This is a genomic window from Allobosea sp. 67-29 (assembly GCF_001898115.1).
Lineage (GTDB): Bacteria > Pseudomonadota > Alphaproteobacteria > Rhizobiales > Beijerinckiaceae > Allobosea.
Genome location: NZ_MKSQ01000029.1, coordinates 125214 through 147516, shown reverse-complemented (window position 1 = coordinate 147516; position 22303 = coordinate 125214). Strand labels below are relative to the sequence as shown.

Below are 22303 nucleotides of genomic sequence, written 5' to 3'. Positions count from 1 at the left end.
GGCGATGAATGCGGCGGCACGCCCTCCGTGCCCTCTCATCGGAGAAGCTTTGCAAGGCTTTCCCGAAAGGCGTTCCCGATGCGGCCGGAGCCTTCTGGAACATCCCTCGAGACGCGCCCGACGACGCTCCGGCGGATCAAGGCCGGAGCGGCATGCGCGCGCTCAGAGCCAGTCGGCTCGCTCCCCGGAGACGACCAGCAGCTTGCCCTGCCAGATCTCGACCATCGCGGCCTTTTGGGGGGCGACAGCGCCGACCAGCGCGAGCACGGCGCGCGCGACGCCGCCATGGCTGACGATGACCGTCTCGCGTTTCAGCCCTTGGAGGACCGGGCGGACCCGTTCCGCCAGCATCCGGTAGCTCTCGCCGCCCGGCGGGACGAAACCCCATTTGTCGCGCTCGCGCAGATGCGCCTGCTCGCGCTCGGCCTTGCGGATATCGCGCCAGGTGAAGCCTTCCCACGCCCCGAAGGTCAGTTCCCTGAGCCGGTCGTCGACGTCATAGCTACCGGGCGGCAGCGCGAGGTCGCGCCGCAGGATGTCCATGGTTTCGCGCGCCCGCTGCATCGGCGAGCAGATGTAGTCCAGGTCGGCGAAGCCCGGCTCCAGCGCCTTCAGCCGCGCGGCAGCCTCCGCCGCCTGGTCCCGTCCCAGCAGGTTGAGCGGGATATCCTGTCCGCCCTGCAGACGCCCCTCGCGATTCCAGTCGGTCTCGCCATGGCGGACGAGGATGAGCCGGTGCGGAAGCGAGAGCGGAACCATGCGGGGCTTCTGCACGCCTCGTCCGGGGAGGTCAAAAGCCTTCTGCGCCCTGCCGCCATGCATCCGCCCGATCGCGACGATCCGTCGCTTGCTGTGGTGGAAAGCACACGGGCTGTGTATAGCGCGCGGACGCGCTTGCAGTTGCGGATCGCCATGCCCCCTGCCCTCACCCTTCCCGATGGCCGCAGCCTCTCCCTCGACGAGGCGCCGCTGCTGATGGGCATCGTCAACGTCACGCCCGATTCCTTCTCGGATGGCGGGTTGCTCGGCAGCGCCGAGGCGGCGGTGGCGCATGGCCTGAGGCTAGTCGCCGAAGGCGCGGCGATCGTCGATATCGGCGGCGAGTCGACCAGGCCCGGCCACGAAACCGTCGATGCCGCGACGGAGCTTGCCCGCGTGCTTCCCGTCATCGCCGGGCTGAAGACACGAAGCGACGCGCCGATCTCGATCGACAGCTACAAGGCGGAGGTCGCGGAGGTCGCTCTCGCTGCAGGAGCATCGATCGTCAACGACGTCTGGGGCGCCCAGCGCGACCCGCGCATCGCCGCGGTCGCGGCCCGGGCCGGCGCCCCGATGGTGCTGATGCACAACCGCGACGCCATCGACGCCTCCCTCGACATCTTCGACGATGTCCGCCGCTTCCTCGAACGCTCCATCGCCATCGCGACCGCCGCCGGCGTTCCGCGCGGGCAGATCGTGGTCGACCCCGGCATCGGCTTCGGCAAGACGCCGCGCCAGAATCTCGACCTGATCCGCGACCTCGACCGGCTCAGCGTGCTGGGCTGCCCGATCCTGCTCGGCGCCTCGCGCAAGTCGACGCTGGGGCGCATCACCGGCCGCAAGATCCCGGCCGAGCGGCTGGCCGCCACTCTTTCCGCCCATCTCTACGGCGCCAGCCGCGGCGCCGCCATCCTGCGCGTCCACGACGTCGCGCCGCATGTCGACGCGCTCAAGGTCTGGGCCGCGATCGCGGACGAAACGAAGGTGATCCCTTGAGCGAAACCGGCAGCATCCTGATCGAGAAGCTCGACATCTACGCCTATCACGGCTTCTTCTCGGAGGAGGAGCGGCTCGGCCAGCGCTTCATTCTCGACCTCGTGCTCGACGTCGATCTGCGCGCCGCCGCCAAAAGCGACCGTCTCGCCGACACCGTCGACTACGGCCGCGCCGTCACCCTGATCGGCGAGGTCTTCACCGCCCGGCGCTATCACCTGCTCGAGGGCGCCGCCCGGGCCGTCGCACTCGCGCTATTCGACGCCTTCGCGCCGATCTCCGGCGTCGAGGTCACGCTGCGCAAACCGGCCCCGCCGATTCCGGCGACCCTGGGCGCGGTCGGCATCAGGCTGAGCTTCCGGCGTGGCGACTGAAGCCGCCCTCGCCTTCGGCGGCAATCTCGGCGATCCCGTCGCCGCCTTCGCTGCCGCACTGATAGGCCTGCGCCGCCACCCGGCCGTCCAGCTCGGACGGCTGTCTCCGGTCTATCGCACCGCGCCCTGGGGCAAGACCGACCAGCCGGAATTCCTGAACATGGCCGCGCTTATCGAAACGACGCTGACGGCAGAGGAACTGCTGGTTCTCTGCCTCGATCTCGAACGGGCCGGCGGACGAGAGCGCCGCGAGCGCTGGGGGCCACGGACGCTCGACATCGACATCCTGACCTATGGCGCCGAAGCGATCGACCGGCCTGGCCTCCAGGTCCCGCATCCGCGCATCGCCGAGCGCGCCTTCGTGCTGGCACCGTTGGCGCAGATCATGCCGGATCGGGTCATCGACGGCCGGACGGTCGCGACCTTGCTGGCCGCCGTCGCAGACGAAACGGTCCGCCGCGACGATGTCGCGACGGACCGCTTGGGAGAACTGCTGGCGGAATAGGGGCCGGCGGCCTCAGCCTCACTCGCCCTTGTCGAGCGAGATGTCCGGCGCGGTCGGCACCTTCATGCCGACGACATGGTAGCCGGCATCGACATGCATGATCTCGCCGGTGATGCCGCGCGACATATCGGAGACGAGGAACACCGCCGTCTCGCCGACCTCCTCGATGGTCACCGTGCGGCGCAGCGGCGAGTTGTACTCGTTCCAGCGCAGGATGTAGCGGAAATCGCCGATGCCCGAGGCCGCGAGCGTCTTGATCGGGCCGGCCGAGATCGCGTTGACGCGGATCTTCGAGGGGCCGAGATCGGCGGCGAGATACTGCACGCTCGATTCCAGAGCAGCCTTGGCGACGCCCATGACATTGTAATGCGGCATCCACTTCTCGGCGCCGTAATAGGTCAGGGTCAGCAGCGAGCCGCCATCCGGCATAAGCTTCTCGGCGCGCTGGGTGATCGCGGTGAAGGAGTAGCAGGAGATCAGCAGCGACTTCGAGAAATTCGCCTCGCTGGTCTCGACATAACGGTCGGTCAGCTCGTCCTTGTCGGAGAAGGCGATGCAGTGGACGACGAAGTCGAGCTTGCCCCAGAGCTTCTCGATCTCGGCGAAGACCGCATCGATCGTGGCGCCGTCGGTGACGTCGCAATGGCCGACGACATGGCCGCCGAGTTCCTTCGCGAGCGGCTCCACCCGCTTCTTCAGCGCGTCGCCCTGATAGGTGAAGGCGAGTTCCGCACCCGCATCCGCAGCCGCCTTGGCGATACCCCAGGCGATCGACCGGTTGTTCGCGACGCCCATCACGAGCCCGCGCTTGCCCTTGAGGAGATTGGCGGTCGGTGAAGCGGCGTTGGAATCAGGCATGGGAAACCCGCAGATGAACGATTGAGCAGGTCTCTTAGAACAGTCGCAGGGAAGTGGGAACCGCTTTTGAAGGCTGTCCCCACGCGAGAAAACACCTGCCTTGGCGCCAGACCGGTCCGGTACCGGCTTCTGGCGTCGTGGCGGCAGCGCTCAGTCTGCTCGTACCTTCATCAGTGCGGTGAGTTCGGCATCGCTTGCCGGCATCTCGATGTCGATCGCGACGAAGAGATCGCCGACGGCGCCTTTCTCGCCCTTCAGCCCCTTGCCGCGCAGGCGGAATTGCTTGGTAGTGCCGGTCATCGGCGGAATCGTCATCTCGACCGCGCCGGTCAGCGTCGGCACATGCAGCGGCCCGCCCAGCACCGCCCTGGCGAGCGGCACCGCGACGCGCGTGCGCAGGTCGTTGCCGTCGACGGAGAAACGCGGATCGGACTTGACCTTGATGGTCATCAGCACGTCGCCGCTCTCGCCGGAGAAGGGATCGGTCTGTCCCAGCCCGCGCAGCCGCATGACCTTGCCGTCGCTGACCCCCTCCGGGATGGTGATCTCGACCTCGCGCCCGCCCGGCAGCTTGACGCGCCGCGAGGCGCCGCTGGCGGCCTGGGCGAGCGTGACCTCGAGGGTGAAGCTCTGTTCGGGCGGCTTCTGCGGCTCGGCCTTGCCGCGCGCGCGCCGCCCCGCCTCGCCGAACAGCGACGAAAAGATGTCGGAGGCGTCGAAGCCGGCATCGCCGCCGCGGCCGAACGGCGAGCCGCCCTGGCCGAAATTGAACTCGAAGCCGCCGGCCCGGCCGCCGCGTCCACCCATTCCGGCGCCCGTGCCGTCGAAGCCGTGGAAGCGCGGCTTACCCTCGGCGTCGATCTCGCCGCGGTCGAACTGCTTGCGCTTGGTCTCGTCGCCGACGATCTCGTAGGCGGCGTTGAGCTCGGCGAACTTGTCCTTGGCCTTGGGGTCGTCCCGGTTGCTGTCGGGGTGCAGTTCCTTGGCGCGGCGGCGGAAAGCCTTCTTGATCTCCGCATCGCTCGCGCCTCGGGCGACGCCCAGAACCTGATACGGATCGCGCATCCAAAAAACCTCGTTCCACGCAAGACAGGGGCGGCCCTCTCGATCGGCAGGGCGGCCGCTACCCCTTATCTGGGGATGGTGTGGCTGGCATGCAACATCCCGCAGGATACGCCGCGTCGCGCTGGCCGGACCGCTAGCTCAGCCCCTTCCAGGGCTCCATGTCCTTCACCGCCCAGTCGCCGCCCGAGGGGCGGCAGGCCGTGCCCTGCAGCTTGAGCGGCCGGGTCTGCGTCTGGACGCTGGCGATGAAGGCTCGGCAGATCTCGTCCGAACGCAGGAACGGGCCGCCCACGGGCACGTAGGAGCCCTTGATGCCGGTTTGCGGATTGTCCCACGAGACGGCGGCGCCGTTGCCCTGCGGATCGAGCGCGACCGACATCGCCCCATCGGCGCGGCGCAGGTCCTCGGGGCCCAGCTCGCTGGCCAGCGCGCCGAGGCCGGCGGTCTTGTCCGGCCCGCGCGCCGGCAGGATGGCCGATGTCGTAGCGACCTCGTCCTCGCCTTTGCTCGACAGTCCGAGGATCGGGAAGGAAACCGAGCAACCGGCGCAGAGCAATCCGAGGGCGATGGCTGTGGCAGCGACGCATAGGCGCATGGACGCTGCGCGCCGAGGAAGGCTTTGGAAGGTCTGTGCCCCTGCCCTATATAAACCAGCCGTCCGTAACCGGATCACTTCGCGCTCGCCCAACGCCTGTCGCCCACCTGTCGAGGATTAGACCGTGCAACCGTTAACGAGCGGTGACTTCACCCAGGAAAACGAGCCCTTCGCGCTGTTCCAGAGCTGGTTGGACGAGGCAACCAAATCCGAGCCGAACGACCCGAACGGCATGGCGCTGTCGACCGTCGATGCCGACGGCCTGCCCAACAGTCGCATGGTGCTGCTCAAGGGACACGGGCCGGAGGGGTTCGCTTTCTACACCAACAGCGAAAGCCAGAAGGGCCGGGAGTTGCTGGGTCAGCCCAAGGCGGCCGCGCTGTTCCACTGGAAGAGCCTGCGCCGGCAGGTCCGCATCCGCGGCACGGTCGAGCTGGTGAGCGATGCCGAATCGGACGCCTATTTCCAGTCGCGCCCGCGCGACAGCCGGATCGGCGCCTGGGCCTCGCAACAGTCGCGCCCGCTGGAGAGCCGTTTCGCCCTGGAAAAGGCGGTGGCGAGCTACACGGTGAAGTTCGGTATTGGCGAAATCCCGCGCCCGCCGTATTGGCGCGGCTTCCGCATCGCCCCCGTCTATATCGAGTTCTGGCGCGACGGCGCTTTCCGTCTGCACGACCGCATCGTCTTCCGCCGCGCCTCGGCCGCCGAGCCCTGGACGAAGACGCGCCTCTACCCCTGAGGACACTCCCCATGGCGATGCCGAAGTTCGATTTTCCCAAGACCGAAGCGGGCAAGCGGCCCGTCATGCTGCTGACCGGCGCGAGCCGCGGCATCGGCCACGCCACGGTGATGCAGTTCGCCATGGCGGGCTGGCGCATCCTGTCCTGCTCGCGCCAGGCCTTCTCCGACAAGTGCCCTTGGCCGTCGGGCGCCGACGACCACGTCCAGATCGATCTCGGCGACCCCGAGGACACGATGCGCGGCATCGCCGAGATCAAGAAGCGGCTCGTCGCCGAGGGCGGCAAGCTGCATGCTCTCGTCAACAACGCAGGCATCTCGCCGAAGGGCCCCAAGGGCGAGCGGCTGGGCGCCGCGACGACCTCGTTCAACGATTGGCACAAGGTCTTCCAGGTCAATTTCTTCGCGCCGATCATGCTGGCGCGCGGCCTGCTCGACGAATTGACCGCTGCCCGGGGTGCGATCGTCAACGTCTCCTCGATCGCCGGCTCGCGCGTCCACCCCTTCGCCGGGGCGGCCTATGCGACCTCGAAGGCCGCGCTCGCCAGCCTGACCCGCGAGATGGCCGCCGATTTCGGCCCGCTCGGCATCCGGGTCAATGCGATCTCGCCGGGAGAGATCGACACCTCGATCCTCTCGCCGGGGACCGAGAAGATCGTCGCAACCCTGCCGATGCAGCGGCTGGGCAAGCCGGACGAGGTGGCGCGAGCGATCTATTTCCTCTGCACCGACGCATCGAGCTACGTCACCGGCTCGGAGCTCCACATCAATGGCGGGCAGCACGTTTGAGCGGGAGCCGCCGATGAACGCCGGCGACGGACAGGTCATCCGCTTCCCTGCCGCGGGCAAGGCACCGGCACGGCCGGTGCTGGCGGCCTCCGTCGCCGTCTTCCGGGACGGCAAGGTGCTGCTGGCGACACGCACGAAGCCGCCGGCCGACCAGCTCTGGTCGCTGCCGGGCGGCAAGGTCGAGGCCGGAGAGACGCTGGAGGAAGCCGCCTTGCGCGAACTCGCGGAGGAGGTCGGCGTCACCGCCCGCATCCTCGGCTTCAACCGCCATGTCGAGATCTTCGGCCGTGACGCGAAGGGCGCGGTGACGCATCATTTTGTCGTCGCCTCCTTCATCGGCGAATGGCTGGCGGGTGAACCACGCAGCGGCCCCGAGGCCGGTGCGGTGATGTGGGCCGACCCGCTGAGGCTCGGCGGCCTCGCCACGACGCGCGAACTTGGCGAGGTGCTGCGCCGCGCCTCCAGCCTCTACCGCGACGGATCTCCTGCGTGAGGGTGCCGGCCGCCGCTCTCGTCGCGCTGCTCGCCCTCTCGCCTGCGGCAGCTCTCGCCCAGCAGCGTCCCGCCTCACCGGCGAAGCCGGCCCAGAGCGCCAAGCCACCGGAACCCGCACCGCCGGAGCCGGACGGCCCACCCTATGAGCCTCAGTTGCTGCAACTCGCCGAGATCATGGGTTCGCTCGCCTATCTGCGTACGCTTTGCGGCGGCAAGGAAGCGCAGGACTGGCGCGACCGCATGGCGGCGCTGATCGAGGCGGAAGGGCGAACGCCGCAGCGCCGGGACAGGTTGACGGCGGCGTTCAACCGTGGCTTCAGGGCCTATTCTCTAACCCACCGGGCCTGCACCGACGCCAGCCAGGAAGCCGCCTCCCGCCTCGCCGACCAGGGCGGACAGCTCTCCCGGGCCCTCGCGGGACGCTATGGCGGATAGGCAACAGCTGTTGCCCGAATGCTGTCTTCGGTGGAATTCTTGTGGTCGCGTTAACCTTTCTTAAACGCCGCGGTAGCGTCCCGCTCTGGCACGGCTTATGACTGGAGCGTCATCAAACGTCGCGATCCGGGGCACAACCGGCGCGATTCGCACCAGCCAGAGGCCGCAGAGTCCCGTCTCGATGTCGATCCTTTCAGACGACCCGATGCTCGACCCGAACCTCCCCGAGGACCATGGCGACGCGCGCCGCGTCGCCTATGGTTACGTCGAGGACGCCTTCGCCGAAGGCCAGCAGGATGGGCTCGATTCCGACGCCATGGCCCACGCCGCCCTTTTCGCGGCGCTACGCACGCTGGTGGAGACCTATGGCGAGGAAGCGACCGCGGTCTTCGCCGAGGCCTTGCCCGAGAAGGTCCGCTGCGGCGCCTTCACCAGCGGCACGCGTCACTAGCCGGCGGCGGCACGCGCCGCCTCGGCGCGCCTTCGCATCAATGCCTGCTCCTTGGCGTTGCGCGTCAGTGCGACGGCCTGTTCGAAGGCCACCGCCGCCTCGGCATGCCGGCCGAGCTTGGACAGAAGGTCGCCGCGCACGCTGGGCAGCAGGTGATAGCGCCTGAGCGCCGGCTCAGCGGCGAGCGCCTCGACCAGGACGAGCCCGGCCGCCGGCCCTTCCGCCATCGAGACGGCGACGGCCCGGTTCAGTTCCACAATCGGCGATGGAGTGACGCGCGCCAGAATGCCGTACAGCGCGACGATTCGCTGCCAGTCCGTTTCATCGGCCGTGCGAGCCCGGGCATGGCAGGCCGCCAGCGCCGCCTGCAACAGAAAGGGGCCGGGCGAAGAGCCGGCGAGTTGCTGCGCCCGCTCGAGCGCCGCGAGCCCGCGGCCGATCAGCAGCCGATCCCAGCGCGCGCGATTCTGGTCGAGCAGGAGAATCGGCTCGCCATCTGCCCCGGTCCGGGCGCGCAGCCGCGAGGCCTGCAGCTCCATCAGTGCCGCGAGCCCATGGACCTCCGGCTCCTGCGGCGCCCGAGCCGCCAGGATGCGCCCGAGCCGCAGCGCCTCGTCGCACAGGGCAGGACGAATCCAGTCTTCACCCGCCGTCGCGGCATAACCCTCGTTGAAGATGAGGTAGACGACCTCCAGCACCGAGGCGAGACGCGCATCAAGCTCGGGGCCCTCGGGCACCTCATAGGGCACCTTTGCGTCGCTCAACGTCTTCTTCGCGCGCACGAGCCGCTGCGCCATGGTCGGCTCCGGCACAAGGAAGGCCCGCGCGATCTCTTCCGTCGTCAACCCGCCGAGCAGCCTCAGCGTCAGTGCCAGCCGCGCCTCCTGCGGCAGAACAGGATGGCAGGCGGTGAAGATCAGCCTCAGCAGGTCGTCGCCGACTTCATCGTCGAGCGCGGCATCGACGTCCGGCATGGCGGCAGGATCGTTGTCGAGGTCGCGACCGAACTCCTCCTGTTTGCGCCGCGCCATCGCCTCGTGGCGGACCGCGTCCAGCGCGCGGTGCTTGGCGACCTGCATCAGCCAGGCCGCCGGATTGCGCGGCACACCCTCTTCCGGCCACTGCTTCAGCGCCGCCACCAGAGCGTCCTGCGCCAGTTCCTCGGCCCGGCCGACGTCGCGCGTCAGCCGCGCGAGCCCCGCGATCAGCTTCGGCGACTCCATGCGCCAGACCGTCTCGATGGTGCGGTGTGTATCGCTTGCCGACATCGGAAGCGATACACACCATCAGCAGCCTTCGCTGGCAAGCGACGCAAGGCCGAGGACTGCTCAGTCCTTGCCTTCCGCCTCGTTCTTGAGCCGGTCCCACTGAGCCGCGGTCTCCGGCGTTACGATCTCGCCGAAATCGGCCAGCTCGAACAGCGGCCGGATCTCGATCTCCGACGGGCCGGGCATCGGGTTGGGGCAGCGCTTGACCCAGGCGATCGCCTCGTCGAGCGAGGCGCATTCCCACAGCCAGTAGCCGGCGACGAGCTCCTTGGTCTCGGCGAAGGGGCCGTCGACGACAGCGCGCTTGGCGCCGTCGAACTGGACGCGCGCCCCCTTCGAGCTCGGCTGCAGGCCGTCGCCGCCCTTCATGATGCCGGCTTTCACCAGCTCTTCGTTATAGGCCATCATCGCCTCGAGCAGCTCCTGGGTCGGCGGAGCGCCGGCTTCGCTGTCCTTCGTCGCCTTCACCATCACCATGAAACGCATCGGTTTTCTCCTTTGAGAGATCGAGAGGGACGGGCGCATCCTCTGCACCGTCCGTTGAACTGGATTTGAGGTATCGGACAGGCTCAGCCGGGGCGCTTCTCGAATTCGGCGCGCAGGCTGTCCTTCCGGTCGCGCCGCTCCGGCGTCACCAGGTCGCCGAAATCCTCCATCTCGAAGACGGGCCTCAGCTCGATCTCGGTATTGCCGTCGAAGGGCGCGCGCCTCAGCCACTCGACCGCCTCGTCGAACGACTTCACCTGCCAGAGCCAGAAGCCGGCCAGCAGCTCCTTGGTCTCGGCGAAGGGGCCGTCGGTGATCGCCCGCTCGCTGCCCGAGAAGCGCATGCGCAGCCCCTTGGAGGTCGGTTGCAGGCCTTCCGCGGCGAGCAGGATGCCGGCCTTGATCAGTTCCTCGTTGTAGACACCCATCTTCGCGAAGACCTCGGGGTCCGGCATCACGCCGGCTTCGCTGTCCTTGCTTGCCTTGACCAGAACCATCACACGCATCGGTCTTCTCCTTGGGTTTGGGAGAACCGGGCGGCTCCGGCGATAGCCGCCGAAACCCGTTCTCTGACTGCACGTCGAACGGGCGCGGCCGAAATCGACAACGCCGGGAATCTTTTTTCGATTTTTTTGCGGAGCCGCCCGCGCGCTCATCCAGAGCTGAACGCGGGGGGCGCCGATCCGTTTCAGGCGCTGCGCGGCAGCGCCTCCAGGAAGCGCGCGGGCTCACCTTGTGACGGGGTCGTCAATTCGCCCTCCCACATCACCTTGAGGCCGCGCACGAAGGTGCCGACCGGCCAGCCGGTGACGGTGACGCCGTCATAAGGCGTCCAGCCGCATTTCGAGGCACTCCACTCCTTGGTGATCGTCTCGCGGCGCTTGAGATCGACGATGGTGAAATCGGCATCGTAGCCGACCGCGATTCGGCCCTTGCCCTCCAGCCCGAAGATGCGCTGCGGCCCGGCGCTGCTGAGATCGACGAAGCGCTCCAGCGTCAGCCGGCCGGCATTCACATGGTCGAGCATGATCGGCACCAGAGTCTGCACGCCCGGCATGCCGGAATGGCTCGCCGGATAGGGATGATGCTTCTCCTCATGGGTATGCGGCGCGTGGTCGGAACCGAGGACATCGACGATGCCCTGCTCCACGCCCCACCAGATGCGCTGGCGATGGCTGTCGTCGCGGATCGGCGGATTCATCTGGGCATAGGTGCCGAGCCGCTCGTAGCAATCCGGCGCGACCAGCGTCAGATGGTTCGGCAGCACCTCGACGGTCGCGACATCCTTGTGGTCCTTCAGGAAGACCATCTCCTCGCCGGTGGAGATGTGCAGGATATGGACGCGCGCCCCGGTCTCGCGCGCGATCCGCACCAATCGCTTCGTGCAGGTCAGCGCCACCTCGGGCGAGCGCCAGACCGGATGGCTCGACGGATCGCCTTCGACGCGCAGCGGCATGCGCTCGCGCAGCATCATCTCGTCTTCGGAATGGAAGGCGGCGCGCCTGCGCGTGCGCTTCAGGATCTCGGCGACGCCCCTGTCGTCCTCGACCAGCAGGTCGCCGGTCGAGGAGCCCATGAAGACCTTGATGCCGGCCGCGCCCGGTAGCCGCTCCAGCTCCGGCACGTCGTTGGCGTTCTCATGCGTGCCGCCGACCCAGAAGGCGAAGTCGCAATGCATGCGATGGCGCCCGCGCCGGATCTTGTCGGCCAAAGCCTCCGGCGTCGTCGTCTGAGGAATGGTGTTCGGCATCTCGAAGACGCAGGTCACGCCGCCGAGCGCGGCCGAGCGCGAGCCGCTCTCCAGGTCTTCCTTGTGGTCGAGACCGGGTTCGCGGAAATGCACCTGCGAATCGATCACGCCGGGCAGAATGTGCAAGCCGGTGCAATCGACGACTTCCCCAGCCGAAGCCTGCGAGAGATCGCCCAGCGCCATGATCTTGCCGCCGGTGACGCCGAGATCGCGCGCGATGCGGCCATCCTGGTTCACCACCGTGCCGCCCTTGAGAATGACGTCATAGGTCTGGGGCATGGCGGGTCTCCGGAGGTTGAGCAAAGACGGGATGCAGCCTACCTATCGGCCAACGCGCCGTCCCGGAAGCCCAAACAGTTTTCGGGTGGCGCCCTCATCCCCATTCGGCTGACGAGCCTCGGCCCGACATCAGAACTGGAACGGCAGCCCATGTCCGCCACACGATTGATCGATCGCGGCGTCATCCGCGTCAGCGGCGACGACGCGCGCGACTTCCTGCAGAACCTCGTGACCAACGATCTCGATCCGGTCGTGCCCGGACAGGCCGGCTACGGCGCACTGCTGACGCCGCAAGGCAAGATGATCTGCGATTTCTTCATCCTCGCGCTGGCGCCGGAGGATGGCGGCGGCTTCCTCCTCGACACGCCCCTGCTCCAGACCGCCGACCTGATGAAACGCCTGAAGCTCTACAAGCTGCGCGCCAAGGTCGCGCTGGAGGACCTCACCGAGAAGAGCGCCGTGCTCGCCTCGGCCGATGGCGCACCGCTGCCCACTGACGCCGGCTTCGTCTATGACGACCCGCGTCTCCCGGCGCTCGGCCAGCGCGCTATCGCCGACCGCGAGGGCATCGAGGCATTGGTGACGGCCGAGCCCGACGCCTATCACGCCCGCCGCATCACGCTCGGCGTGCCCGCAGGCGGCCGTGACTTCGCCTATGGCGACACCTTCCCGCATGAGGCGCTGCTCGACCAGCTCGGCGGCGTCTCCTTCAAGAAGGGCTGCTATATCGGGCAAGAGGTCGTCTCCCGCATGCAGCATCGCGGCACGGCCCGCACCCGCGTCGTGCCGATCGTCTTCGATCAGGGCATCGCGACCGAGACCGGCGCGGAGGCCACGGCCGGCGGCAAGACGCTCGGCACCATCGGCTCGGGCGCCAACGGCCGGGCACTCGCCCTGCTCCGGCTCGACCGGCTGGCCGACGCGCTCGCCGCCGGCACGGTGCCGCTCGGCGGCGGGCTCGCCTTCCATCTCGCCGAGAAGCCCAGCTTTATCCGCTTCCCCTTCCCCGGCGAGGCGGGCTTCGGCGCCGCCGCAGGAGCCGCCCTATGAGCGACGCTGTCCTCGTCAGCGAAGAACGCATCGCGATCCAGGGCGCGGACGGGAAGTTCCGCTGCCGCTGGCCGGGCACCGATCCGCTCTACATCACCTATCACGACACCGAATGGGGCGTGCCGGAATATGATTCCCGCGCGCTCTGGGAGAAGCTGATCCTGGACGGCTTCCAGGCCGGCCTCTCCTGGATCACCATCCTCAGGAAGCGCGACGCTTTCCGCGCCGGTTTCGCCGGTTTCGAGCCGGAGGCGGTCGCTCGCTTCACCGAGGCCGATGTCCAGCGCCTGCTCGCCGATCCCGGCATCATCCGCCATCGCGGAAAGATCGAGGGCACGATCAAGAGCGCGCAGGCCTATCTCAGGCTGAGCGAGCGCGAGCCCTTCGCGGATTTCCTCTGGAAGCATCTCGACGGCCGCGTGCTGCAGAACAGCTACCGGACGCAGGGCGAGGTGCCGACCCAGACCAAGCTGTCGGAGACGATCTCCAAGGAGCTGAAGAAGGCCGGCTTCACCTTCTGCGGCCCGACCATCGTCTACGCCTTCATGGAGGCTTGCGGACTGGTCAACGACCACCTGACCGGCTGCTTCCGCTGGAGCGAATGCGCCGCGCTGGCGCGCGACTCGCGCCCCACCGCCTGATGGCCCGCAAGCCGGAACCGCCGCGCGCCTGGCAGCGCATGCTTTCAGGGCGCCGGCTCGATCTGCTCGACCCCTCGCCGCTCGATATCGAGATCGAGGACATCGCCCATGGCCTCGCCCGCGTCGCCCGCTGGAACGGGCAGACGCGCGGCGCCCATTCCTTCTCGGTGGCTCAGCACTGTCTGCTGGTCGAAGCCATCGCCGATCACCTCAACCCGGACTGGAGCGACGCCTGGCGGCTCATGGCGCTGCTGCACGACGCACCGGAATACGTCATCGGCGACATGATCTCGCCGTTCAAAGTGGTGATGGGCGACGCCTACAAGAGCGTGGAGCTGCGTCTGCTGACGGCCATCCATCTGCGCTTCGGTCTGCCGGCCGTGACGCCGGCGGCGCAGAAGCGCAAGACCAAGGAAGCAGACACCATCGCCGCGTTCTTCGAGGCGACGCGGCTTGCAGGCTTCGGCCGCGAGGAAGCCTTGAGGTTCTTCGGCCGGCCGCAGGCGTTGCCGGCCGTCGTGCTCGCCTGGCTGGAGCCGCTCGACACCGAGACGGCCCAGTCGCGCTTCCTGATGCGCTTTGCGGAGCTTACTGCGTCAGCCGGACCTGGCTGATCTCGCTCGCGATCGCCTTGAAGATCGGGCTGAGCTGCGAGGCCGACGTGACTTCGTAATACATGCTTGGATCGGAGGCGCAGTTGCGCAGCAGCGTCGCGTTGCCGTCCATGACGCGGATCGTATAGACGGTCACGCCGGCGGACTTGATGTTGGTGCAGGCCAGCGTGGTGCGGCCGTCGACGGCGGAGCTGGAGCTCGATCCGTTCCCGTCCCAGCGGTTCTTGGTGTTGTCGCCGTCCGTCAGCAGGATCATGTACTTCTTGAGACGCGGCGTCGAAGCCGGCTTGGCCCCGGTGAAAGGATCGCTCGGGCTCAGCGTCGCCATGCCCCAGATCGCGCCGATCGTGATGTTGGTCGCCCCGGTCGGCTGCATCGCGTTCACGCGGCTGGTGAGCGCCGTCCAGTCGCTGGTCAGCGGCAGGATCTTGGCCTGGCTCGATGGCGAATAGGTATCGCAGAAATCGGCGGGGTACATCGTCGCATTGGTCGACGCGCCGTCTCCGTCGCTCACGTCGTAGGACTTGTCCCGGTCGGTGACGCAACCTTGCCAGGTGTTCTTGGTGATCGTCTTCGTGGTGCAGGAGTAGGGCCAGTAGTTGCTGCAGGTCGTCTGAGTCTGGTCCCAGCGCAGCCAGGAGGAGTTCTTCAGGCTGGTATCGAGCAGCACGCGCGTCGAGAACGGCACGATCGAGATCCTGATCTGGTCCGTCTCCTGGGTGGCGTCCTTCATGATCTGGATCAGATCGAGCGACGCCTGCTTCAGCGCCGTCATCTTGCCGCTCGAGGACATCGAACCGGTATTGTCGAGCACCAGGGCGAGCTCGATGGTGTTCAAGCCCCAGGTCGACTGGCCCGAGCTGGAAACCGCGATCTGTTGTGTGCCGATGACGCGGGCGACAGTGGCCGGCACATTCGCATTGGCGACGATCTTCACCGTCCGCGCAGTGCGATCGATCGTGACGGTCGCCGTCGAGAATTCGCTCTTCACATCCGCGGGCAGGCTGTCCTTCAGCCAGGCGTTGACCCGGGCGGTCAGTTGCGCGTCGGTCAGCTTCTGCGCATCGCGCGCCGCCATCAGCGCGGCGGAGTCGATCGCCGCGTTCAGCGCCTGACGCGCGTTGCTGGCGCGGGAATAGTCGACGGCCACGCCAACCACACCCATCAGCGGCACCAGAGCGAGCCCGAATATCATCATCACGTTGCCGCTCCGATCCCGACGGAACCGGTTCAACGTATCGCGGAGGAAACCGACCTTGCTCATTGCTTCTTTCCCGGGCCGAATTGGCGCATTCGACGGGGTGAGCGTTGGCGGCGGGAACTTACAAATTGCTAAAGTCGATTTCAGGAAATCAGGCCTATCTGCGCATTTTCAGACGAAATGGAATTCCCTTACGTCATGCAAGTTACATAGCGCGATCAGAACAACTTATGCGAGCATAAAACATCGACGCGACGCGAAAAGGAGATTTGTTCGATATTGGAAAAAGTGATCGTCATTATTTTCCATTTCGAAAAATTGCCACCCGCGCGAGGATCACCGCGACCTTTTTCAGGAGGAAGCCCATGTCCGACACTCCTTCGCTCGATCTGCCGCGCGGCGTCGTCGTCAAGGGGGCGCTCGCACCCCGCTTCGACGAAATCCTCTCTCATGACGCCCTCGCCTTCGTCGCCGATCTGCACCGACGCTTCAACGAGACCCGCAAGCGCCTGCTCGCGCTGCGCGCCGAGCGTCAGAAGCGTTTCGACGCCGGCGAGACGCCCGATTTCCTCGCCGAGACCCGGCACATCCGCGAAGGCGACTGGAGCGTCGCGCCGATCCCGGCCGACCTGCAGGACCGCCGCGTCGAGATCACCGGCCCGGTCGATCGCAAGATGATCGTCAACGCGCTGAACTCGGGCGCCAAGGTCTTCATGGCCGATTTCGAGGACGCCTCCTCGCCGGTTTGGGCCAACATGATCGAAGGCCAGATCAATCTTCGCGACCGCTGGGCCAACAAGATCGACTTCACCGATCCGACGAACGGCAAGGACTACAAGCTCAAGGACAAGCCGGCCGTCCTCATCATCCGCCCGCGCGGCTGGCATCTGCCGGAGCGCCATATCGAGATCGACGGCGAGGAGGCCTCGGGCTCGCTGGTCGATTTCGGCCTCTATGTCTTCCACAACGCCAAGGCGGCGCTGGCCGCCGGCTCCGGCCCGTATTTCTACCTGCCGAAGCTGGAGAGCCACCTCGAGGCGCGGCTCTGGAACGACGTCTTCGTCGCCGCCCAGTCCGCGCTCGGCCTGAAGAACGGCACGATCAAGGCGACCGTCCTGATCGAGACCCTGCCCGCCGCCTTCGAGATGGACGAGATCCTCTATGAACTGCGCGAGCACATGGCCGGCCTGAATTGCGGCCGCTGGGACTACATCTTCTCCTTCATCAAGAAGCTCGCCCGCAACAAGGCCTATGTCCTGCCTGACCGCTCGCAGGTCGTGATGTCCAAGGCCTTCCTGCGCGCCTATTCGCTGCTGCTGATCAAGACCTGCCATCGCCGCGGCGCCTTCGCCATGGGCGGCATGGCGGCGCAGATCCCGGTCAAGAACAACCCCGAGGCCAATGCCGCCGCCTTCGCCAAGGTCAAGGCCGACAAGGAGCGCGAGGCGGGCGACGGCCATGACGGCACCTGGGTCGCCCACCCGGACCTCGTGCCGGTCGCGATGGAGGTCTTCGACCGGCTGATGCCGCAGCCGAACCAGCTCGGCAAGAAGCGCGAGGACGTGCAAGTCGGCGCCAAGGACCTGCTGGAAGTCCACCAGGGCACCCGCACCGAGGAAGGCTTCCGCGAGAACATCCGCGTCGGCGTCCAGTATATCGAGGCCTGGCTGCGCGGCCGCGGCGCGGTGCCGATCTACAACATGATGGAGGACGCCGCGACCGCCGAGATCAGCCGCGCCCAGATCTGGCAGTTCGTCCAGTACGGCGTCGAACTCGAAGGCGGGATCAAGGCCGACGCGGCGCTGTTCAAGCGCTGCCTGCCTGAAGAGATGGAGCGCGTTAAGGGCGAGCTTGGCGCCGACAACTATGCCAAGGGTCGCTTCCCCGAGGCGATCGCGCTGTTCGAGCAGCTCTCGCTCGCGCCGAACTTCGAGGATTTCCTCACCGTTCCCGCCTACGCCAAGCTCGGCTGACCGGCGGGTCCGCGTGCATTCGACAAGGGCGTCGTCCTCGGACGGCGCCCTTTTGTCTGGCTGCATCAGCCCCGGTGCAGATGCCACCAGACGAGGACGCCGACGACCGCGACCATCAGCACGCTCGAACCGCATAGATGCAGCAGGTCGGCCTTCCAGCCACCGGCGGAAACGCGCCGGGTGCTTTGGTAGACCGCTGCGCGCCGGCGACGATAGCTGCCGATCACAGGCATAGGAACCTCCGGCGTATCAGGGAGACGGCTGCGCTGCCGTAGGCGCGGCCCCTCGCCCTCGTTCATCGTCCTGGTTTCTGAGCGATCTTTCGAACCGCACGGAGGAGGATAGGAGCCCCGCCATAGCCGTTCGAGACGAAGCGCAAGGCCCGAACATCAAGATCGCATAGGGATCGCCCCAAGCGGACCGGCGCTGAAAACCCGCTTTGACACCGCGCCGCTCTGTGCGCTCAATCCCGCCCCCCGACTCGCCGGATTCGCCCTATGCGGTATCGCCTTCTGTCTCTTGTCGCTGCCACCTTGCTGGCCGCCACGCTCGCCCAGGCCGCGACGCTCGCGCCGGAACAGCGCTTCAAGGCAACGGACGATTTCACCGGCAAGAAGCCCGGCAAGGCCGCGCACGACGTCAGCGGCCTTGCCTGCATGCCGGTCGCCAACGGCGCGCGGCGTTGCCTGCTGATCAACGACGAGAGCGCCTTCGCGCAGTTCGCCGAGATCGCGGAGAACCGGATTGCGCCGGGAACCACCCTGCCCCTGATCGGGACGGAAGCTTTCCCCTCCGTGCTGGGCACGGCACCGCAGAACGTCTGCAAGATGGCCGGGCGCTTCGCCGAACTCGATGGCGAGGCCGTCGCCTATGCCGACGGCGCCTTCTACGTCGCGGGCTCGCATGGCTGCTCGCGCAAGCGCGGCGAGTTCAGGCTCTCGGCCTTTCACCTCGCCCGCATCCGGGTCGACGCGACCGGCACGCCCACCGGCCAGACCGAACTGACCTATCGCCTCAGCGACATCCTGCGCCGCGCAGGCGAAATCGGAGCGTACTTCGGCAAAAGCCTGATGGATGACGGCGGCCTCAACGTCGAAGGCATCGCCGCGGTCGGCGACACGCTCTGGATCGGGCTGCGCGCACCTTCACTCGGCGGACGGGCCTTCCTGGTCGGCGCCTCCCTGCAGGCGCTGTTCGCACCGGGACATGCGCCGGCCACGGAGACCCCGCGCGTGATCGCGCTGCCGGCGGGGCCGGATCGCGGCGTCCGCGATCTCGCTCCCCTGCCCGGTAACCGGCTGCTTGCGCTTCTCGGGCCAGCGCAGGAGCAGGAGCGGCCCTATTCGCTGCTGCTGGTCGATCTCGCGCACCCCGATGCGGCGACCGATCTGGGCGAGTTGCCCGGGCGCCGCAATGCCAAGGCCGAGTCGCTGACCGTCCTCGCCCAGCAGGGCGGCCAGCTCGACGTTCTCGTCGGCTATGACGGCCCCCGCAACGGCCATTTCGAATCCTATCGCCTGCAACTGCCCTGAGAGATCGAAGCCAAGCCATGACTTTCATGCCCCGTCTGACCGAAGCCGTCGCACGTTACCGGTCGGAGGTCGCCGGCTCCCGCGAGCATCTGTCGTTGCTGCGCTGGCAGATCGAGCAGGGCCATGCGCTCGACCGGCGCGAGACCTTTCCTGGCCATGTCACCACCAGCGCCTTCGTCCTCTCGCCGGACCATGCCCAGATCCTGCTGATCGACCATGTCGTCATCGGCCGCTGGCTCCAGCCCGGCGGGCATTGGGAGGAGGCGGACCGGTTTCACGATTCGGCGGCGCGCGAGGCGGTCGAGGAAACTGGCGTGCAGGACCTCGCGCTCCACCCCTGGCATGGCGGCGGCGATGTTCCCTTCGCGATCGACAGCCACGACGTCCCGGGCAAGCCGGCGCGCGGCGAGCCGGCCCATGTCCATCACGACCTGCAATATCTTTTCCTGGCCGACCCGGCCCGGCCGCTGGTCGCGCAGGTCGAGGAGGTCCATGCCGCTGCCTGGAAGCCGGTGGAGGAGTTGGCGGCGATCGCGCCGCGCGCGCTGGCACGGATCGCCATGCTGGCGCCACTGGGCTGAAAGCCCCGTTGGTTTTTTTGTTGCATTCCAGTCTGTTGTGGCGGTGCAACATGTAACGTTATTTCATCTGTGTTCAGAGCCGGCCTCTCCCGCGCGCTCGCCGGCTGCGGCAAGCTGCGGTTCGTGCGGCCCGCCCGGCTCGAATGATTTGAGCCGGGCGCGATGGGTCGCCACCCAGACGGAATGGCGCCCATGTCGCTCGCTTCAGCCTTCACGAAATACCTTGCTCTGAGCTTCGTTGCCGTCTGCACCTGTACGGCGATGGCAGCCGACCTGCCTTCCCGCAAGGGCGCGCCCGCCGCCCCCGCACCGCTCGTCTCGGCCTGTGCCGACAGCGAGGCGATCCCGACCGATGCCTTCGGCTTCACCACCGGCTCGGACGTGGCAGATGTCGGCTCCTTTGGCCCCAGCCTGACCTATGGCGGCGCGTTCGGTACCCGCATCGGCACCTCGAGCAGCCACGGCCTGACGCTGCAGGGCTCCTACGGCCTGTTCCCCTGCTTCGAGATCGGCCCCTATCTGCTCGGCAGCGTCACCAGCGCCTCGGCCGGCGGCGTCAGCGCCGACGAGCGCGGCTATGGCGCCGGGGTCGAGATGAAGTACCGCTTGCTCGGCCGCGACATGCATGGCATCGGCCTGACCCTCGTGATCGATCCGAGCATCACCCGCACCGACCCGGACGGCGCCGGCCGCTTCACCACCTACAACACCGGCATCCGCCTCTTCGCCGACAAGACGCTGATCCCCAACACGCTCTATGCCGCGGTCAACGTCTCGCACGACCTGACCTGGACCGGCCCCTCCCCCTATCAGCGCTCCTCGACCTTCACCGTCGCCGGCTCGCTCGCCTGGCAGGTTCAGGATGGGCTCTACCTCAGCGGCGAGGTGCGCCACCTGCGCACCCACAACGAGCTCGGCTTCGGCAAGGAGGCGGGCTACGCCACCTATGTCGGCCCGGGCGTCTTCTGGCAGGCGACGAAGCAGCTCGCGCTGTCCGCCGCCTACAACATCCAGGTCGCCGGCAAGGCCAAGGGCGAGCCCGGCGATCTCGACCTGACCAATTTCAGCCGGCATGTCGTCAAGGTGAAGCTGGGTTACAGCTTCTGACGCATCGACGACGACGATCCGTGCGGGGGGCGGCAGCGGCAACGCTGCCGCCCTTTTGCTTGCGCGCGCCAATTCGCGTTGACATACTCCCCCTCAGTACCATAGCGTCGCGGTGGATCGCGGGTCGAGCCTCGGCGCCATGCCTCACACACCGGAAGAGAAGAAGCGCGCCGTCACACGGCTGCGCCGCATCAGAGGGCAGGCCGACGCGCTGATCGGCGCCGTCGAACGCGGCGAGGAATGTGGCGCGCTGCTGCAGCAGCTTGCCGCGCTGCGTGGCGCGGCGACCGGTCTGATGGCGGAGGTGCTCGAAAGCCATCTGCGCGAGACGATGCAGGCCGGTGCGGCCACCGGCATTGCCGAAGATGCGAACGAAGACGAGATCGCCGCGATCATGCGCGTGATCCGCCCCTATCTGAAATGAACGCCCACGAAGAAGGAAACGCCCGATGAAGACCCGCGCCGCCGTCGCCTGGGAAGCCGGCAAGCCGCTCACCATCGAAACCATCGAGATCGGCGGCCCCAAGGCCGGCGAGGTCCTCGTCGAGGTGATGGCGACCGGCATCTGCCACACCGACGCCTACACGCTCTCGGGGCTGGATTCGGAGGGCAAGTTCCCGGCTATCCTCGGCCATGAGGGCGCCGGCATCGTGCGCGAGGTCGGCGCCGGCGTCACCACGCTGAAACCCGGCGACCATGTCATCCCGCTCTACACGCCGGAATGTCGCAACTGTAAGTCCTGCCTGTCGCGCCGGACCAATCTATGCACCTCGATCCGCGCCACGCAGGGGCAAGGCGTCATGCCCGATGGCACGAGCCGCTTCTCCTGCGATAGCGGCGAGATCTTCCACTATATGGGCTGCTCGACCTTCGCGAACTTCACCGTCCTGCCCGAGATCGCGCTCGCCAAGGTCCGCGAGGACGCGCCCTTCGACAAGATCTGCTACATCGGCTGCGGCGTGACGACCGGCATCGGAGCGGTGATCTACACGGCCAAGGTCTGGCCGGGCGCCAATGTCGTGGTCTTCGGCCTCGGCGGCATCGGCCTCAACGTCATCCAGGGCGCCCGCATGGTCGGCGCCGACAAGATCATCGGCGTCGACATCAATCCGGCCAAGCAGGAGATGGCGCGCAAGTTCGGCATGACCGACTTCATCAACCCCAGCGAGATCGGCAACGACAAGGTCGTGCAGGCGATCGTCGACCTGACCGGCGGCGGCGCCGACTTCTCCTTCGACGCCACCGGCAACACCAGCGTGATGCGCCAGGCGCTGGAATGCTGCCATCGCGGCTGGGGCGAGTCGATCATCATCGGCGTCGCCGAGGCCGGCAAGGAGATCGCGACGCGTCCGTTCCAGCTCGTCACCGGCCGCGTCTGGAAGGGCACGGCCTTCGGCGGTGCCCGCGGGCGCACCGACGTGCCGAAGATCGTCGACTGGTACATGGAAGGGAAGATCAACATCGACGACCTGATCACCCACAAGCTCAAGCTGGAGGAGATCAACCACGGCTTCGACCTGATGCACGAGGGCAAGTCGATCAGGAGCGTCGTGGTCTACTGAGGCGCCGTTCCACTGCCTTATTCGGCAGGCACTGAAGCACCACCTTTCTCAATCCGGGGCAACGCAACTCGCAGAACCCGGAACCCGCGACCGGGTACGACGCTTGCACAAGCCGATCGGAAAAGGGCTCGTCCGGTCGCAGGTTCCGGGTTCGGCCCTGGCCGCCCCGGAATGACAAGCGTCATGCCAAACCGTTGAAGGA

27 protein-coding genes are annotated in these 22303 nt (G+C 67.3%); 17 read left to right on the top strand and 10 right to left on the bottom strand.

Annotated elements, in window-relative coordinates:
* Nucleotides 1–162: 162 nt before the first annotated feature.
* Nucleotides 163–759 carry a histidine phosphatase family protein gene (locus tag BGO20_RS23525; RefSeq protein ID WP_291664347.1) on the bottom strand — a complete coding sequence of 199 codons (597 nt, stop codon included), beginning with the start codon at nucleotides 757–759 and terminating at the stop codon, nucleotides 163–165.
* A 153-nt stretch (nucleotides 760–912) separates the two neighbouring features.
* Here BGO20_RS23525 and folP point away from each other — a divergent pair, with 153 nt between their 5' ends.
* From folP to folK, 3 genes are read left to right on the top strand one after another with little or no spacing between them, the layout of a single operon-like run.
* Nucleotides 913–1755, top strand: coding sequence for a dihydropteroate synthase (gene folP / locus BGO20_RS23520; protein ID WP_291664346.1), 843 nt, complete (start codon nucleotides 913–915; stop codon nucleotides 1753–1755).
* Nucleotides 1752–2126: a dihydroneopterin aldolase gene (gene folB / locus BGO20_RS23515; RefSeq protein WP_291664345.1), complete on the top strand. Its 375-nt coding sequence runs from the start codon at nucleotides 1752–1754 to the stop codon at nucleotides 2124–2126. The genes folP and folB overlap by 4 nt, the downstream gene beginning before the upstream one ends.
* Nucleotides 2116–2631: a 2-amino-4-hydroxy-6-hydroxymethyldihydropteridine diphosphokinase gene (gene folK / locus BGO20_RS23510; RefSeq protein WP_291664344.1), complete on the top strand. Its 516-nt coding sequence runs from the start codon at nucleotides 2116–2118 to the stop codon at nucleotides 2629–2631. The genes folB and folK overlap by 11 nt, the downstream gene beginning before the upstream one ends.
* Before the next feature lie 18 nt (nucleotides 2632–2649).
* Here folK and fabI read toward each other — a convergent pair whose 3' ends face one another.
* From fabI to BGO20_RS23495, 3 genes are all read right to left on the bottom strand, one after another.
* A complete protein-coding gene (gene fabI / locus BGO20_RS23505; protein WP_291664343.1) occupies nucleotides 2650–3489 on the bottom strand; it encodes an enoyl-ACP reductase FabI in 840 nt (279 codons plus the stop codon).
* 150 nt (nucleotides 3490–3639) lie between these two features.
* Nucleotides 3640–4554 carry a DnaJ C-terminal domain-containing protein gene (locus BGO20_RS23500; RefSeq protein ID WP_291664342.1) on the bottom strand — a complete coding sequence of 305 codons (915 nt, stop codon included), beginning with the start codon at nucleotides 4552–4554 and terminating at the stop codon, nucleotides 3640–3642.
* Nucleotides 4555–4687: 133 nt separating this feature from the next.
* Nucleotides 4688–5149 (bottom strand): RT0821/Lpp0805 family surface protein, encoded by a 462-nt coding sequence (locus BGO20_RS23495; protein WP_291664341.1) that lies wholly within the window; start codon nucleotides 5147–5149, stop codon nucleotides 4688–4690.
* Between the two features lie 124 nt (nucleotides 5150–5273).
* On the opposite strand from BGO20_RS23495, the gene pdxH reads away from it, so the two are divergent.
* The 5 genes from pdxH to BGO20_RS23470 all read left to right on the top strand — a co-directional run bounded on the left by pdxH (nucleotide 5274) and on the right by BGO20_RS23470 (nucleotide 8057).
* A complete protein-coding gene (pdxH, locus tag BGO20_RS23490; RefSeq protein ID WP_291664340.1) occupies nucleotides 5274–5888 on the top strand; it encodes a pyridoxamine 5'-phosphate oxidase in 615 nt (204 codons plus the stop codon).
* A gap of 65 nt (nucleotides 5889–5953) precedes the next feature.
* Nucleotides 5954–6676 carry an SDR family NAD(P)-dependent oxidoreductase gene (locus tag BGO20_RS23485; RefSeq protein WP_291664367.1) on the top strand — a complete coding sequence of 241 codons (723 nt, stop codon included), beginning with the start codon at nucleotides 5954–5956 and terminating at the stop codon, nucleotides 6674–6676.
* Nucleotides 6677–6689: 13 nt separating this feature from the next.
* Nucleotides 6690–7169, top strand: a complete 480-nt coding sequence (locus BGO20_RS23480; RefSeq protein WP_291664339.1) for an NUDIX hydrolase — start codon at nucleotides 6690–6692, stop codon at nucleotides 7167–7169.
* Nucleotides 7166–7606 (top strand): TIGR02301 family protein, encoded by a 441-nt coding sequence (locus tag BGO20_RS23475; protein WP_291664338.1) that lies wholly within the window; start codon nucleotides 7166–7168, stop codon nucleotides 7604–7606. Before BGO20_RS23480 ends, BGO20_RS23475 begins: the two co-directional genes overlap by 4 nt.
* 181 nt (nucleotides 7607–7787) lie before the next feature.
* A complete protein-coding gene (locus BGO20_RS23470; protein WP_440143708.1) occupies nucleotides 7788–8057 on the top strand; it encodes a hypothetical protein in 270 nt (89 codons plus the stop codon).
* Here the strand turns inward: BGO20_RS23470 and BGO20_RS23465 are convergent.
* From BGO20_RS23465 to BGO20_RS23450, 4 genes are all read right to left on the bottom strand, one after another.
* Nucleotides 8054–9325: an RNA polymerase sigma factor gene (locus tag BGO20_RS23465; protein ID WP_291664337.1), complete on the bottom strand. Its 1272-nt coding sequence runs from the start codon at nucleotides 9323–9325 to the stop codon at nucleotides 8054–8056. The genes BGO20_RS23470 and BGO20_RS23465 overlap by 4 nt on opposite strands.
* Before the next feature lie 60 nt (nucleotides 9326–9385).
* Nucleotides 9386–9811, bottom strand: coding sequence for a YciI family protein (locus BGO20_RS23460; protein ID WP_291664336.1), 426 nt, complete (start codon nucleotides 9809–9811; stop codon nucleotides 9386–9388).
* Nucleotides 9812–9894: 83 nt separating this feature from the next.
* Nucleotides 9895–10317, bottom strand: coding sequence for a YciI family protein (locus tag BGO20_RS23455; RefSeq protein ID WP_291664335.1), 423 nt, complete (start codon nucleotides 10315–10317; stop codon nucleotides 9895–9897).
* Nucleotides 10318–10499: 182 nt separating this feature from the next.
* Nucleotides 10500–11840, bottom strand: coding sequence for a dihydroorotase (locus tag BGO20_RS23450; RefSeq protein ID WP_291664334.1), 1341 nt, complete (start codon nucleotides 11838–11840; stop codon nucleotides 10500–10502).
* A gap of 150 nt (nucleotides 11841–11990) precedes the next feature.
* Here BGO20_RS23450 and ygfZ point away from each other — a divergent pair, with 150 nt between their 5' ends.
* From ygfZ to BGO20_RS23435, 3 genes are read left to right on the top strand one after another with little or no spacing between them, the layout of a single operon-like run.
* Nucleotides 11991–12890 carry a CAF17-like 4Fe-4S cluster assembly/insertion protein YgfZ gene (ygfZ, locus tag BGO20_RS23445; RefSeq protein WP_291664333.1) on the top strand — a complete coding sequence of 300 codons (900 nt, stop codon included), beginning with the start codon at nucleotides 11991–11993 and terminating at the stop codon, nucleotides 12888–12890.
* Nucleotides 12887–13531, top strand: coding sequence for a DNA-3-methyladenine glycosylase I (locus BGO20_RS23440; RefSeq protein WP_291664332.1), 645 nt, complete (start codon nucleotides 12887–12889; stop codon nucleotides 13529–13531). The genes ygfZ and BGO20_RS23440 overlap by 4 nt, the downstream gene beginning before the upstream one ends.
* Nucleotides 13492–14145, top strand: a complete 654-nt coding sequence (locus tag BGO20_RS23435) for a YfbR-like 5'-deoxynucleotidase (RefSeq protein WP_465246072.1) — start codon at nucleotides 13492–13494, stop codon at nucleotides 14143–14145. The genes BGO20_RS23440 and BGO20_RS23435 overlap by 40 nt, the downstream gene beginning before the upstream one ends.
* Here the strand turns inward: BGO20_RS23435 and BGO20_RS23430 are convergent.
* Nucleotides 14120–15343 carry a VWA domain-containing protein gene (locus BGO20_RS23430; protein ID WP_291664365.1) on the bottom strand — a complete coding sequence of 408 codons (1224 nt, stop codon included), beginning with the start codon at nucleotides 15341–15343 and terminating at the stop codon, nucleotides 14120–14122. The genes BGO20_RS23435 and BGO20_RS23430 overlap by 26 nt on opposite strands.
* Nucleotides 15344–15711: 368 nt before the next feature.
* Here BGO20_RS23430 and aceB point away from each other — a divergent pair, with 368 nt between their 5' ends.
* Nucleotides 15712–17319 carry a malate synthase A gene (gene aceB, locus BGO20_RS23425; protein ID WP_291664331.1) on the top strand — a complete coding sequence of 536 codons (1608 nt, stop codon included), beginning with the start codon at nucleotides 15712–15714 and terminating at the stop codon, nucleotides 17317–17319.
* A 65-nt stretch (nucleotides 17320–17384) separates the two neighbouring features.
* Here aceB and BGO20_RS23420 read toward each other — a convergent pair whose 3' ends face one another.
* Nucleotides 17385–17552: a hypothetical protein gene (locus tag BGO20_RS23420; protein WP_291664330.1), complete on the bottom strand. Its 168-nt coding sequence runs from the start codon at nucleotides 17550–17552 to the stop codon at nucleotides 17385–17387.
* Between the two features lie 264 nt (nucleotides 17553–17816).
* Between BGO20_RS23420 and BGO20_RS23415 the strand changes: the two genes are divergently transcribed.
* From BGO20_RS23415 to BGO20_RS23395, 5 genes are all read left to right on the top strand, one after another.
* The gene (locus tag BGO20_RS23415; RefSeq protein ID WP_291664329.1) at nucleotides 17817–18851 is read left to right on the top strand and encodes a DUF3616 domain-containing protein; all 1035 of its coding nucleotides are present in this window, start codon (nucleotides 17817–17819) and stop codon (nucleotides 18849–18851) included.
* Nucleotides 18852–18868: 17 nt separating this feature from the next.
* Entirely contained in the window at nucleotides 18869–19432 is a 564-nt protein-coding gene (locus tag BGO20_RS23410) for an NUDIX hydrolase (RefSeq protein WP_291664328.1), read from the top strand.
* A 192-nt stretch (nucleotides 19433–19624) separates the two neighbouring features.
* Nucleotides 19625–20539: a hypothetical protein gene (locus BGO20_RS23405; RefSeq protein ID WP_291664327.1), complete on the top strand. Its 915-nt coding sequence runs from the start codon at nucleotides 19625–19627 to the stop codon at nucleotides 20537–20539.
* A gap of 139 nt (nucleotides 20540–20678) precedes the next feature.
* On the top strand, nucleotides 20679–20963 hold the full coding sequence (locus tag BGO20_RS23400) for a metal-sensing transcriptional repressor (protein ID WP_291664326.1): 285 nt from the start codon (nucleotides 20679–20681) through the stop codon (nucleotides 20961–20963).
* Between the two features lie 25 nt (nucleotides 20964–20988).
* Nucleotides 20989–22101 (top strand): S-(hydroxymethyl)glutathione dehydrogenase/class III alcohol dehydrogenase, encoded by a 1113-nt coding sequence (locus tag BGO20_RS23395; RefSeq protein WP_291664325.1) that lies wholly within the window; start codon nucleotides 20989–20991, stop codon nucleotides 22099–22101.
* Nucleotides 22102–22303: the final 202 nt, after the last annotated feature.

Coding starts and splice junctions, on each gene's coding strand:
- BGO20_RS23525 (WP_291664347.1), bottom strand. CDS start 759: ATGGTTCCGCTCTCGCTTCCGCACCGGCTCATCCTCGTCCGCCATGGC.
- folP (WP_291664346.1), top strand. CDS start 913: ATGCCCCCTGCCCTCACCCTTCCCGATGGCCGCAGCCTCTCCCTCGAC.
- fabI (WP_291664343.1), bottom strand. CDS start 3,489: ATGCCTGATTCCAACGCCGCTTCACCGACCGCCAATCTCCTCAAGGGC.
- BGO20_RS23500 (WP_291664342.1), bottom strand. CDS start 4,554: ATGCGCGATCCGTATCAGGTTCTGGGCGTCGCCCGAGGCGCGAGCGAT.
- BGO20_RS23495 (WP_291664341.1), bottom strand. CDS start 5,149: ATGCGCCTATGCGTCGCTGCCACAGCCATCGCCCTCGGATTGCTCTGC.
- BGO20_RS23485 (WP_291664367.1), top strand. CDS start 5,954: ATGCTGCTGACCGGCGCGAGCCGCGGCATCGGCCACGCCACGGTGATG.
- BGO20_RS23480 (WP_291664339.1), top strand. CDS start 6,690: ATGAACGCCGGCGACGGACAGGTCATCCGCTTCCCTGCCGCGGGCAAG.
- BGO20_RS23470 (WP_440143708.1), top strand. CDS start 7,788: ATGTCGATCCTTTCAGACGACCCGATGCTCGACCCGAACCTCCCCGAG.
- BGO20_RS23465 (WP_291664337.1), bottom strand. CDS start 9,325: ATGTCGGCAAGCGATACACACCGCACCATCGAGACGGTCTGGCGCATG.
- BGO20_RS23460 (WP_291664336.1), bottom strand. CDS start 9,811: ATGCGTTTCATGGTGATGGTGAAGGCGACGAAGGACAGCGAAGCCGGC.
- BGO20_RS23455 (WP_291664335.1), bottom strand. CDS start 10,317: ATGCGTGTGATGGTTCTGGTCAAGGCAAGCAAGGACAGCGAAGCCGGC.
- BGO20_RS23450 (WP_291664334.1), bottom strand. CDS start 11,840: ATGCCCCAGACCTATGACGTCATTCTCAAGGGCGGCACGGTGGTGAAC.
- ygfZ (WP_291664333.1), top strand. CDS start 11,991: ATGTCCGCCACACGATTGATCGATCGCGGCGTCATCCGCGTCAGCGGC.
- BGO20_RS23440 (WP_291664332.1), top strand. CDS start 12,887: ATGAGCGACGCTGTCCTCGTCAGCGAAGAACGCATCGCGATCCAGGGC.
- BGO20_RS23435 (WP_465246072.1), top strand. CDS start 13,492: ATGCGCCGCGCTGGCGCGCGACTCGCGCCCCACCGCCTGATGGCCCGC.
- BGO20_RS23430 (WP_291664365.1), bottom strand. CDS start 15,343: ATGATGATATTCGGGCTCGCTCTGGTGCCGCTGATGGGTGTGGTTGGC.
- aceB (WP_291664331.1), top strand. CDS start 15,712: ATGTCCGACACTCCTTCGCTCGATCTGCCGCGCGGCGTCGTCGTCAAG.
- BGO20_RS23420 (WP_291664330.1), bottom strand. CDS start 17,552: ATGCCTGTGATCGGCAGCTATCGTCGCCGGCGCGCAGCGGTCTACCAA.
- BGO20_RS23415 (WP_291664329.1), top strand. CDS start 17,817: ATGCGGTATCGCCTTCTGTCTCTTGTCGCTGCCACCTTGCTGGCCGCC.
- BGO20_RS23410 (WP_291664328.1), top strand. CDS start 18,869: ATGACTTTCATGCCCCGTCTGACCGAAGCCGTCGCACGTTACCGGTCG.
- BGO20_RS23405 (WP_291664327.1), top strand. CDS start 19,625: ATGTCGCTCGCTTCAGCCTTCACGAAATACCTTGCTCTGAGCTTCGTT.
- BGO20_RS23400 (WP_291664326.1), top strand. CDS start 20,679: ATGCCTCACACACCGGAAGAGAAGAAGCGCGCCGTCACACGGCTGCGC.
- BGO20_RS23395 (WP_291664325.1), top strand. CDS start 20,989: ATGAAGACCCGCGCCGCCGTCGCCTGGGAAGCCGGCAAGCCGCTCACC.